General features: G+C 74.0%; 8 protein-coding genes and 1 pseudogene. 6 read left to right on the top strand and 3 right to left on the bottom strand.

Annotated elements, in window-relative coordinates:
- Positions 1 to 35: 35 nt before the first annotated feature.
- Positions 36 to 527, top strand: coding sequence for a VOC family protein (locus tag ACIA8L_RS17280; RefSeq protein WP_395905388.1), 492 nt, complete (start codon positions 36 to 38; stop codon positions 525 to 527).
- A gap of 88 nt (positions 528 to 615) precedes the next feature.
- The gene (locus ACIA8L_RS17275; protein ID WP_395906316.1) at positions 616 to 2,061 is read left to right on the top strand and encodes an MFS transporter; all 1,446 of its coding nucleotides are present in this window, start codon (positions 616 to 618) and stop codon (positions 2,059 to 2,061) included.
- Between the two features lie 117 nt (positions 2,062 to 2,178).
- On the opposite strand, the pseudogene ACIA8L_RS17270 reads toward ACIA8L_RS17275, so the two are convergent.
- Together ACIA8L_RS17270 and ACIA8L_RS17265 are read right to left on the bottom strand one after the other, a co-directional pair.
- A pseudogene (locus ACIA8L_RS17270) lies at positions 2,179 to 3,117 on the bottom strand (MFS transporter); the annotation flags it as partial.
- 80 nt (positions 3,118 to 3,197) lie between these two features.
- Positions 3,198 to 3,989, bottom strand: coding sequence for a helix-turn-helix domain-containing protein (locus ACIA8L_RS17265; protein WP_395905386.1), 792 nt, complete (start codon positions 3,987 to 3,989; stop codon positions 3,198 to 3,200).
- Positions 3,990 to 4,076: 87 nt separating this feature from the next.
- On the opposite strand from ACIA8L_RS17265, the gene ACIA8L_RS17260 reads away from it, so the two are divergent.
- The 3 genes from ACIA8L_RS17260 to ACIA8L_RS17250 all read left to right on the top strand — a co-directional run bounded on the left by ACIA8L_RS17260 (position 4,077) and on the right by ACIA8L_RS17250 (position 6,950).
- Complete coding sequence (locus ACIA8L_RS17260; protein ID WP_395905384.1) at positions 4,077 to 5,087, top strand: NAD(P)-dependent alcohol dehydrogenase; 1,011 nt, start codon at positions 4,077 to 4,079, stop codon at positions 5,085 to 5,087.
- Positions 5,084 to 6,235, top strand: a complete 1,152-nt coding sequence (locus tag ACIA8L_RS17255) for an RNA polymerase sigma factor (protein ID WP_395905382.1) — start codon at positions 5,084 to 5,086, stop codon at positions 6,233 to 6,235. The genes ACIA8L_RS17260 and ACIA8L_RS17255 overlap by 4 nt, the downstream gene beginning before the upstream one ends.
- Before the next feature lie 88 nt (positions 6,236 to 6,323).
- The gene (locus tag ACIA8L_RS17250) at positions 6,324 to 6,950 is read left to right on the top strand and encodes a hypothetical protein (RefSeq protein ID WP_395905380.1); all 627 of its coding nucleotides are present in this window, start codon (positions 6,324 to 6,326) and stop codon (positions 6,948 to 6,950) included.
- 51 nt (positions 6,951 to 7,001) lie between these two features.
- On the opposite strand, the gene ACIA8L_RS17245 is transcribed toward ACIA8L_RS17250, so the two are convergent.
- Entirely contained in the window at positions 7,002 to 8,399 is a 1,398-nt protein-coding gene (locus ACIA8L_RS17245; protein ID WP_395905378.1) for an FAD-dependent oxidoreductase, read from the bottom strand.
- Between the two features lie 103 nt (positions 8,400 to 8,502).
- Between ACIA8L_RS17245 and ACIA8L_RS17240 the strand changes: the two genes are divergently transcribed.
- Entirely contained in the window at positions 8,503 to 11,421 is a 2,919-nt protein-coding gene (locus tag ACIA8L_RS17240) for an ATP-binding protein (protein WP_395905376.1), read from the top strand.
- The last annotated feature ends 1 nt before the right edge of the window (position 11,422 follow it).

The following is an 11,422-nucleotide window of genomic DNA, read 5'->3' as shown; positions in this document are numbered from 1 at the left end:
CAGAACCTGGCCGGATCGGCCGGGAGGGTGGCGGTATGAGGATTCCTGCTGGCAAGTCGACGGTGACGCCGTACGTGGCGGCGAAGGGTGCGGATCGGTTCCTGGACTTCGTCGAGACGGTGTTCGGGACGGAGAAGGCGGCGCGGGTCTACAACCCGGACGGGACGGTCGGGCACGCCGAGGTGCGCATCGGCGGGTCGGTGGTGATGGCGTTCGACTCGCGGCCCGAGTGGCCGGACACGCCGAGTTTCTTGTGTGTGTACGTCGCCGACGCCGACGCGGTCGTGGAGTCGGCCCTGGCGGCCGGGGCGACGCTGGTCACGGAGGTGCGCACGTCGGGGATCGTTGGCGACCGCGGCGGGCGCGTGAAGGACCCGGTCGGCAACATCTGGTGGGTGCAGACGCATCTGGAGGACGTGGACGAGGCGACCATGCTGGAGCGGTTCCAGGACCCGGACGAGCTCCAGCTCATGCGGGACACCCAGCGGTCGTTCGACGCGGAGATGCGCGGCCGGGCCGGTCGTTGATCGACTCGCCGGGTTTGCCGGTCGGCGCCGTGGGCACTGGCAGGCGGTGACGACGGGCGATACGGGGCAGGGCAACCGCTGGCGGGCGATGAGCGTCGTGCTGGTGGCCGGGTTCATGACGCTGCTCGACGTGAGCATCGTCAACGTCGCACTGCCGTCGATCCGCACCGACCTGCGGCTGAGCTCGGCCGAGCTGCAGTGGGTCCTGTCCGGCTACGCGCTGACGTTCGGGCTGCTGCTGGTCCCGGCCGGGCGGTTCGGCGACGCGCGCGGGCGGCGCAACGCGTTCATCGCCGGGCTGGCCGTGTTCACCCTCGCCAGCGCGGCCGCCGGGCTGGCCACCGGGGCGCTGTGGCTCATCGTCGCGCGGCTCGTGCAGGGTGCCGCCGCCGGTGTCGTCAACCCGCAGGTGTCCGGCCTGATCCAGCAGCTGTTCTCCCCGGCCGAGCGGGGCCGGCCGTTCGGGCTGCTGGGCGCCACCATCGGCATCTCCACCGCGGTCGGGCCGCTGCTCGGCGGGCTGCTGATCCAGGTCTTCGGCGCGGCCGAGGGCTGGCGGTGGATCTTCTACATCAACCTGCCGATCGGGATCGTGGCCATCCTGCTCGGCGCGAAGTGGATTCCCGGCCGGCCGCCGCAGGAGCGGGAACGGGAGTCGCTCGACCCGGTCGGCGTGGTCCTGCTCGGCATCGGCGTCGTCGCCCTGCTGCTGCCGCTCGTGCAGGAGCAGCAGTGGAAGGGCTCCGCGAAGTGGCTCCTGGTCGTGGCGGCCGTCGCCGTCCTCGCCGGTTTCGTCGCGTGGGAGCGGCGCTTCGCCCGAAGCGGTACCTCCGTGATCGATCTTTCGCTCTTCAAAGTCCGCTCCTATGGGCTCGGCGCGCTCGTCGGCCTGTTCTACTTCGGCGGGTTCACCTCGATCTTCTTCACGTTCACGCTGCTGCTGCAGAGCGGCCTGCACTACTCGGCGCTGGAGGCCGGCCTGGCCGCGACCCCGTTCGCGCTGGGCTCGGCGGTGGCCGCGGCGGTCGGCGGGCGGATCGTCAACCGCTACGGGCGGCCCCTCGTCGTCGCCGGCCTCCTCCTCGTCGGGCTCGGGCTCGGCGGAACCGAACTGGCACTGCATCTCGTGCCCGGGCTCGGAGCCGGATTCGCGACCGCGTTGCCGCTGCTGATCGCCGGCATCGGCAGCGGCCTGGTGATCAGCCCCAACCAGACGCTCACCCTGGCCGAGGTGCCGGTGCGGCGGGCCGGGAGCGCCGGCGCCGTGCTGCAGACCGGGCAGCGGATCGGGACGGCGGTCGGGATCGCGGCCGCCGGGGCGGTGTTCTTCAGCCAGCTGGCCCGGCACGGCGGCGACTGGGATCGGGCGTTCCAGGCCTCGCTATGGGTGACGATCGGGTTCGTGGTGGTCGCGCTGATCGCGGCCGTCGCCGACGTGCTCGGAGGATCGCGTGGCTCCGGCGGCGCGGACGGCACCGGCGGCCGCGGCGACCAGCAGGGCCAGCCCGGCCGGCAGGGCAAGGGCCACCGGTAGCGGTACGGCCTCGGTGGCCGCGCCGATCAGCACCGGGCCGGCGAGGAAGCCCGCGTAGCCCAGGCTGACCGCGAGCGACAGCGCCCGGGCCGGCTGGGACGGGTTGCGGGCCGTCGCCGCCGAGAACACCTGCGGGGCCACGCACGACAGGCCGGCGCCCAGGCACGCGAACCCGGCCACGCCCGCATAGCGCTCGCCGACCAGCAGGGCCAGGCCCAGGCCGGCCGCGGCGACGAGGCCGCCCAGCCGGACCAGGTTGACCGGGCCGAGCAGCACGGTGAGGCGGTCCCCGACGAGCCGGCCGGCGGTCATGGCGATCGCGAACGCGGCGTAGCCGGCGGCGGCGAAACCGGCGGTGCCGCCCAGGTTGTCGCGGAGATACACGGCGCTCCAGTCGGCTGCGGCCCCCTCCCCCACGAGCGCGCAGAACGCGAGCCCGCCGAGCAGGTACACCCCGTCGAGCCGCCCGGCCTTGCGGCTCTGGGTCTCCGCGACCGGCGGCTCCGGCGCGATCCAGCGCAACGCCCAGCCGGCCAGCGCCAGCGCGACCGCGCCCACCAGTAGGAACGTCCCGCGGGGGGACCAGCCGAGGTGCGCGCACAGCCCGCCGAGGGCCGCGCCGGCGAACCCGCCGATGCTGTACACGGCGTGGAACGAGGAGATGATCGGACGCCCGTAGGCTCGCTGGACCCCGAGCGCGTTGGCGTTCATGGCCACGTTGAGCACGCCGTGGTTGACGCCGAACACGAGCAGGGCGAGGGTCAGCAGGGGCAGCGACGGCGCGTAGGCGGTGGGCAGCAGCAGCACCCCCTCCAGCAGCGCGGTCGGCCGCACCACCCGCACGCTGCCGAACCGGTCCACCAGCCGCCCGGCGCCGAGCTGCCCGACGATCGCCCCCGCGGCCAGCCCGAGCAGCGCGACGCTGAGCCGGAAGTCGTCGAGCTCGAGGCCGTGCTTGATCGCCGGCACCCGCGCGGTCCAGGCCCCGAGCGCGCCGCCGAACAGCAGGAACAGCAGGCAGCCGCCGATCCGGGCCCGCCGCAGCGAGCCGGACACCGGCGTGGACACGGGGACGGACACACCGCACGGTACCGCGCCCACGACCTTTTGACACGCCCCGAAAAAAGTCGCCGGGCTCAGGTGAGGGCGCCGGCGAGCGCTTCGGCGGTGGCGGCGTCGGCCGGGAGGAAGGCCTCCAGGCGGAGCTCGGCGATCGTGACGTCGACCGCGGTCCCGAAATGCGTCAGCGTGGTGATGAGCCGCAGCTCCCGGCCGCGGCCGTGCTCGTCGGTGTCGCGCAGGCGCAGCGGCACCGCGAACCCCAGGTGCTGCCGCCCGGGCTCGCGCGGCCGCGGGGGCGCCAGCCCGGCCAGTTCGGCGGCCAGGGCCAGCAGCCGGTCGTCGGGGTTGCGCACGGCCTCGGCCCGGACCCGGTCGACGACGTGCCAGGCCCACTCGTCGAGGTTGACGATGCGCGGCGCCAGCCCGCGCGGGTGCAGCAGGAGCCGGGCCACGCTCATCGCCGGCCCGAGCAGTCCCGGATCGGCCCCGCGGGTCAGCCGGTGGAACGCGGCGTTGCCGGAGACCAGGTCGCCGTGCCGGTCGACGACGACCGCCGGATACGGCAGATGCCCGCGCAGCACGTGCTCGAGGGCCGCCCGCACGGCCGCGAGCTGCGGAGAATCCAGAGCATTCCGGGGGTACGCGGGCGCGAACCCGGCCGCGAGCAGCAGATCGTTGCGCTCCCGGATCGGCACGTCGAGCGATTCCGCCAGCCGGATGATCATCGCCCGCCCCGGCGCCGACCGCCCGCTCTCCAGGAAGCTGACGTGCCGCTGCGTGGTGCCGGCCCGCACCGCCAGCTCCAGCTGACTGACCCGCCGCCGCAGCCGCCAGTCCCGCAGCACTCCACCGAACCGCTCCGTCACACGACCTGTCTACCGCTTCCCGCCGCCGCCCGCCGATTCCCTGGAGGGAATTGCCGCCGCGCACCCGGGCACCGGATGGTTCGGGGCATGACGATCGCTTGGCACATCACGACCGGCGCCGGCATCGACGGCCTGACCCGGCGGGAACACCCGGCCACCGGAGCCGCCCTCCCCCCGGGCTCGGTGCGGGTCGCCGTGCACGCCGTGTCCCTGAGTTTCCGGGAACTGCTCGTGGCCCGCGGGCAGTACGTGTTGCCGGTGAAGCCGGACGTCATCGCGGTCTCCGACGGCGCGGGTGCGGTGATGGCCGTCGGCTCCGGTGTGCGGCGGTTCCAGGTCGGTGATCGCGTGGCCGCGACGCTGTTCCCGCAGTGGCGGGACGGGCCGCTCACGCCGGAAAGCCTGCCGCAGCTGGGCGGCACGCTGGACGGCATGCTGGCCGAGACGGTCGTCCTGCCGGAGGACGCGCTCGTGCACGTGCCTGAGCACCTGTCGTTCGCGGAGGCCGCCACGCTGCCGTGCGCGGCGGTCACCGCCTGGAACGCGCTGACCGGCGACGGCCGCGGAGTACACAGTGGACAGACGGTGGTCGTCACCGGCTCGGGCGGGGTGTCGCTGTTCGCAGTACAACTGGGGAAGGCTCTTGGCTGTCGGATGATCGCCACGACCGGCTCCCCGGCGAAGGCCGACCGGCTGCGGGCCCTCGGCGCGGACGAGGTCGTCGACCGCCACGCGGACTGGGCGGACGAGGTGCGCCGGCTGACCGGCGGCCGCGGTGCCGACCGGGTGATCGACACCGCCGGCGCGATCCCCGACGCGCTGCGGAGCCTGGCCCTGGACGGCCACGTGGCCCTGGTCGGCTCGGTCTCCGGCGACTGGCCGCAGCTCGACCCGCGGCTGCTCTTCATGCAGGTGGCAACGGTCCGCGCGGTCGCCGTCGGCAGCCGCCGCCAGTTCGAGGAGCTCAACCGGTTCATCACCGAACACCGGCTCCACCCGCCGATCGCCCGCGTCTTCGGCTTCGACCAGGCCCGCGACGCCTACCACCACTACGAGTCCGCCAACCCGTTCGGCAAGGTCGTCATCGCGGTGCGGTGACGCCACCAGCGGCCGGTGATGACGAACAGCAGCGGCCGGTCTCGCCGGCGTCGAACACGGCCTGGCGCCTGCTGGCCAACCACTGGCGGGCCGAGCGGGCCGCACCGCCCCCGCTGGAGCTGCTGGACACGCCGGACCACGACCGCCACGACGGGGTCGCCGCGCTCGTCGACGTCCGGGCCGCGCTGGCCCGGCTGCCGGAGGGCGACCAGGAGATCCTGCGCCTGATCGCCTGGGAGCAGCTGCCGGTCCGCGCGGCCGTCATGCGGCGCGATGACTCCGGCTGGGAGATCGCCCCGCTCCGCCGCCGCCCGGTGCTGGCCGTCGCCGCGGTCGCGCTGACCTGCCTGCTCGTCATCGTCGGGGTCGCGATCCTGGCCCGCCCCGACCCGGACGCGAAGCCGACGCCGGCCAAGTCGCCGACCCACAGCGGCCCGACCAACTGCGTGACGGAGCTCGCCGACCACGTGCGGAAAGCGCCCTATGACGGGGCCGACGGCGAATACTTCTACCAGCGGGTCCGGCGCGTCACCGGCGTCGGCATCGCGCTCGGCGGCCCCGGCAACCCGTTCGCCCGGGCCGACTTCACCATCGACGAGCAGAGCTGGACGAACCGCGACTCCGTGCGGTTCCAGGTCAACGACCGCGGCCCGGTCACCTATGCCGACGACGCCTCGCGCGACTACTTCACCGCGCACCCGGAGATCATCCCGCCGGCCCATGACGAGCAGGAGATCGGGCGGGTCGCCCGGCCCCGGCAGGACATCGAGACCATCGGCGGCCTGTTCTCGACATCAGCCAAGAACATCAACGGCACCCTCCTGTCGACCAGGCTGGACTACTACAACAGCCTGAACCGGAACCAGGCCCTCATAGGGGTCGGAGCCCGGCAGGAGTTCCTGCGCTATCTCGAGGCGCGGCCGGACGTGACGTGCGGCGGCATCACACAGACCGAGGCCGGCCCCGGATTGCTGATCACCGCGCAGCCCGGTGACAGCTACAACCCGAGCGCCCAGCCGACACGCTCCGTGACGGCCGCAATCGCCGTGGTGCTCGACATGAGGACCGGAGAACTCATCGCGCACGGAACCGTCCCAGGGCAGTGGGACACGCTCTACCTGCAGCGCAACATGGTCAATGCGAAATAGTGTGTAGGTTTCCACACAGATCAATACCGTTTGTCCAGATTCTCAGCGGCAATGCGAAAGGGGACACCAAAACGAACGAGGAGGATCAATGGCCAAGCCAAAGATGTCAGGCGACACAGGCCTCGTCGGTGCGGACGCAGTCGGCCGGCGCCGGCTCCAGACCGCCCTCGGGGCGGTGACGATGGTCATCGCGATGGTCGCGCTCTCGCTGGTGGGTGGTCCGGCGGCCAATGCGGCACCGGCCAAGGCGGCGGCGCCGGACGCGGTCGGCACGCTCACCTCGGTGGTGACCGGAACCTTCACGGACGCCCAGGGCGGCACCGGTACCTTCGCCGGCACGTTCACGCCGTCGCAGTTCGCGCCGGCCGACGACCACATCGACGCCACCGGTGTGCTGGCCGGTCAGCTCACCGACTCCACGGGCGCCGTGCAGAACGTCTCGCAGACCCAGACGTTCGCCGTGCAGGACATCAACCCCGTCGGGTGCCAGGTGCTGGACCTGAACCTCGCCCCGCTGGACCTCGACCTGCTCGGCCTGGTCGTGCACCTGGACCGCGTGCACCTGAACATCACCGCCGTCCCGGGCGCCGGCAACCTGCTGGGCAACCTGATCTGCGGTATCGCCGGCCTGCTCGACGGCGTCGGTGTGCTCGCCCAGATCTCGCAGCTGCTGAACCAGATCCTGGCCCTGCTCGGCCTGCTGGGCGGCTTGTAAGCAGTGAAGTGAAGGCAGGGGCGCGGCCGGACGGCCGCGCCCCCTCTGCTTTCAGATCCGGCCCATGAGCTTGAGCCGCAGCGCCCGCAGCACGACGCCGGGCTTGGCGAGGGCGGCCGGATGCGTCTCCATCGCGGTGACCCGGTTGAGCTCCCGGCACGTCGGTGCGTCGACCATCGAGGCGCGCTGCAACAGGTCACCGGCCCAGCGGATCATCCAGTACCCCCGCGGCTGTCCCGACGTGATGTGCGGCAGTCCCAGGTCCGCGAACGTCGAGATCTGCCACGCCGCGTCCACGATGACGCGGACCTTCTCGAAGTACTCCTTGGCCGGCGTGGCCGGCACGTCCGGACCGGTCTGCAGCCACGCCGAGAGGCATGAGGCGTGCAGCATCGCCGACGTCATCCCCTGCCCGTAGACGGGGTTGAACGAGGCCACCGCGTCACCGGCGGCGACCAGCCCGGCCGGCAGCCGGTCCACGGCGTGGAAGTCCCGGCGGCGGCTGTCGGCCTGGTGGTAGGTGATGACCCCGCCGATCATCCGGCCCTGCTCGGCGATCGCGCCGAACATCTCCGGGAAGTATTTGCGGCACCGCTCGGCGTACTCGGCGGGGTCGCGTGATGGCCGGTCCTCGTCGTACCCGGCGACCAGCATGAGCCAGCGGTCCCGCTCGACGGACAGGACGCCGCCGATCCGCGGCACCCGCCCCTTGCCGGGCGTCTCCTGCGTGACGACGGCCCACGTGTCGCTGATCGACTCGTCCCGCTCGAACAGCGCGGACGCATAGTTGAGCTTGATCGGCATCCGCCGCATCGGCGCCTTCGGCCAGCCGTGCCCGTCCAGCCAGTCGTTGAGCCGGCTGGAGCGCCCCATCGCGTCGACGACCAGGTCCGCGTCGAGGTGCACCGGCTCCGCGCCGCCCTCGGGCACGTACGTCGCCCCGGTCACCGCCGTCTCGCTGAACCGCAGCCCCTCGGCCCGCCCGAACACGACGCGCACGTTCGCCCGCTCCAGCACCCGTTCGTGGACCTGATGTTCCAGGAACGGCCGGGTCGTGATGAGGATCGGGCGGGGCGGTGGCGGGTCCTGCACCTCGCGGAGCTTGTTGTTGATGTACACCCGCCCGTCGTTGCGCCCGAAGTCCGGTGCGCCCGCGGCGACGGCCCCGTCGGTGAAGCCCGGGAACCAGCGTTCGAGCTGCGTCTGCCCGGCCGGCAGCAGCGCGTGCACCTGGGTGCCCTGCGGCACGCCCGGCCGCGGGACGGCGCCCGGCGTCGGGTCGCGCTCGACGATGACGACCTCGTCGGCGTGGTCGCTGAGCACCCGCGCCGCCATCAGCCCGGCCATGCTGCCGCCGAGGACGACGGCGCGGCCCATCAACCGGCGCGGCGGAGGCGGCGGCTCGGCGGTACTGATCTGGGCGAAGACCTGCGGTGCGGAAGGTGCCATGCCAGTTGATTTTACCGATGCAAATATTTCCCGCTGTCTAAACGTGCGGACGGCGGGGACCCGCGCTGCGAAGAAGCCCTGGCCGCGGTCGCACAATGGCATCATGCGCTTCAGCATTCTCGGGCCGCTCGAGATACACGACGACGCCGGGAATGCCGTCGCGGTGGCCGGGCCCAAGCCGCGCGCGCTGCTGGTCCGGCTGCTGCTCGCGGCCGGCCGGGTCGTGCCCATGGAGCAGCTCGGCGGGGAGACCGCCAACGCGTTGCAGGCCCAGGTCTCGCGGCTGCGCCGGGCCCTGCCGGGCGGCCTGGTGGAGTTCGCCGGGGTCGGCTACCGGATCGCGGTCGACGCCGGCGACGTCGACGTGCACCGGTTCGAGCGCCTGGCCGCCGACGGCCGCAAAGCGCTCGCCTCCGGGGATTTTCAAGCCGCCGCATCGGTACTGCAAACCGCGCTGAACCTCTGGCGCGGACCCGCCCTGGCCGATCTGCCGGACGCCGCGGCGCAGGTGGTGCGCCTCGAGGAGGCCCGGCTGAGCGCGGTCGAGGACCTCGTCGAGGCGGAGCTCCGGCTGCCCGCGGGGACGGCGGTCGGGCCGCTGCGCCGGCTGGTCGCGGAGCACCCGTTCCGGGAGCGGCTGCGCGGGCAGCTCATGCGGGCCCTGCACGCGCAGGGGCGCACGGCCGAGGCGCTCGGCGAGTTCGACGACGCGCGGCGGCTCCTGGCCGACGAGCTCGGGACCGATCCCTCGGCCGAGCTCACTGCGGTACACCTGCGGCTTCTCAAAGGAGATGGCACTGCGGCCACCCGGCGCACCCCGCCCGCCCCGCTGACCCGGCTGATCGGGCGTGAGGCCGAGCTGCGGCGCCTGACGACCGCCCCGTCCCGGCTGACCACGCTGGTCGGGCCGGGCGGGGCCGGCAAGACGCGGCTCGCGGTGGAGGCGGCCGGGCCAGATGCGTGCTTCGCCGACCTGTCCGCCGCCGAGGACCCCGCCGATGTGCCGCTCGCGGTGGCGGCCGCGCTCGGGCTGCGGGACGGCGGCCTCGCCCCCGCGGCGCCCGCGGACCCCGTGCGGCGACTGGTGCCGGCGCTGGCCGGGCCCGACCTGCTGCTCGTGCTCGACAACTGCGAGCAGGCGATCGACGCCGTCGCCGCCCTGGCCCGCACGCTGCTGGCCGAGTGCCCGGGGCTGCGGGTGCTCGCGACCAGCCGGGAGCCGCTCGGGCTGACCGGCGAGGTCCTGGTGCCGGTGGGGCCGCTGCCGCCGGAGCCGGCGGTCGCGCTGTTCGCCGAGCGGGCCGCGGCGGTGTGCCCGGGCTTCACCGTCGGGCCGGAGAACGCGGCCGCGGTGCGGCAGATCTGCGGCCTGCTCGACGGGCTGCCCCTGGCGATCGAGCTCGCGGCGGCGCGGCTGCGGCAACTGGACGTGGCCGGCCTGGCCGCGCGGCTGGCCCAGGACGAGCACTTCGCGGTGCTGTCGCGCGGGGACCGGACGGCGGCCGACCGGCACCGCACGCTGCACGCCGTCGTCGACTGGTCGTGGCGGCTGCTCGGCGACGACGAGCGCACCGCCGCCGGCCGGCTGTCGGTGTTCGCGGGCGGCGCGACCGCCGAGGCGGCCCTGGCCGTGTGCGGGGCCGGGGAGGAGGTGCTGTTCGATCTCGCCGACCGCTCGTTGGTGGTGGCCCGCGACGCGCGGTACAAGATGATGGCAACGATTCTGCTCTTCTGCCGGGCCCGGCTCGGCGAATCGGAACTGGCCCGCCTGCGCCAGGCCCACGCCGAGTATTTTCTGCGGCTCGCGCGCACCGCCGACGGGTATCTGCGCCGGGCCGAGCAGCTCGACTGGCTCGCCGTGCTGGCCGCCGACCACGAGAACCTGATCGCCGCGGTCCGCCACGCCGACCGGCCCACGGCGATGCGCCTGATCACGGCCCTGGCCGCGTACTGGTGGCTGAGCGGCCGCCGCCGTGAGGTCGCACCGCTGGCCGCCGCGCTGCTGGACGGGCCGGTCGAGGGCCTGGAGGAGGAGTACGTCAGCTGCGTCGTGCACGCCGAGTCCCTGGCCCCGGCCGAGCACCGCACCCGCGCCGACACGGTGATGGTGGGCATCGACCGCCCGCTGCGCCATCCGTTCGGGGCCGCGGTGTGGGGCATGGCCCGCGCGCCCGGTTCCCGCCCCGACCCGTCGCCGCGGCTGCTGGCCGGCGACCCGTGGAACCGGGCGCTGCAGGACCTCGGCCTGGTCCTGCTGTCGGCGCTCAGCGGCCGCCCCGTGGAATCCGGCCTGCGGGATGTGCTGGTGCGGTTCCAGGCCCTCGGCGAGCGCTGGGGCACCGCGCAATGCCTCGACTGGCTGGCGCACCTGGCGTCCTGGCGCGGCGACCACGCGCTGGCCCATGAGCGCTGGGCCGCGGCGCTGCGGGCGCTGGACGACCTGGGCGCGGCCCTGGAAGCCGCGGACGTCCTGTCCCGGCGCGGATACGACCATATCCGGCAGGGCGACCTGCCCGCCGCGGAGACGGATTTCCGCCGGGCGACGCGCACCCCGGCCGCCCTGCTCGGGCTGGCCGAGGTGGCCCGGCACCGCGGTGATCTGGACGCGGCCGCGACCGCGCTGGGCCAGGCGGTCGCGGAGACGCGGTTCGGCGACCCGGGCTCGGTGTACATCCGCGGCAGCCTCCTGACCGCGCAGGCCCGCCTGGCCGAGGCCCACCGCGACGTCGACGGGGCGGCCCGGCTGCACGCCGAGGCCTGGACGGCGGCCCAGCTGGCGCCCCTCGGCTCCGCGCTGGCCGATGTGCTGGAAGGGCAGGCCGGGCACGCCGGGCTGACCGGGCGGCCGCGGGCGGCGGCGGTGCTGCTCGGGATGGCCGTGGCGCTGCGCGGCACCGCGGTCGCCGGTGACCCCGATGTCGCCGCGGTTGCGCGCGAGGCCGCCGGGGAACTGGGTGCGGAGGCCTTCGCCGCGGCGTACGCGGAAGGGCTCCGGAGCGAGGCGCCGCGCCCGCTACTGTGAA

The organism is Dactylosporangium sp. NPDC051541 (genome assembly GCF_044454505.1).
Taxonomy (GTDB): Bacteria; Actinomycetota; Actinomycetes; order Mycobacteriales; family Micromonosporaceae; genus Dactylosporangium.
The sequence above is the reverse complement of the archived record's forward strand: the minus strand, read 5'-3'. Positions and strand labels throughout refer to the sequence as shown.

Excerpts from the sequence above, each read along its gene's own strand:
- ACIA8L_RS17280 (WP_395905388.1), top strand. The coding sequence starts at position 36 with ATGAGGATTCCTGCTGGCAAGTCGACGGTGACGCCGTACGTGGCGGCG.
- ACIA8L_RS17275 (WP_395906316.1), top strand. The coding sequence starts at position 616 with ATGAGCGTCGTGCTGGTGGCCGGGTTCATGACGCTGCTCGACGTGAGC.
- ACIA8L_RS17260 (WP_395905384.1), top strand. The coding sequence starts at position 4,077 with ATGACGATCGCTTGGCACATCACGACCGGCGCCGGCATCGACGGCCTG.
- ACIA8L_RS17250 (WP_395905380.1), top strand. The coding sequence starts at position 6,324 with ATGGCCAAGCCAAAGATGTCAGGCGACACAGGCCTCGTCGGTGCGGAC.
- ACIA8L_RS17245 (WP_395905378.1), bottom strand. The coding sequence starts at position 8,399 with ATGGCACCTTCCGCACCGCAGGTCTTCGCCCAGATCAGTACCGCCGAG.
- ACIA8L_RS17240 (WP_395905376.1), top strand. The coding sequence starts at position 8,503 with ATGCGCTTCAGCATTCTCGGGCCGCTCGAGATACACGACGACGCCGGG.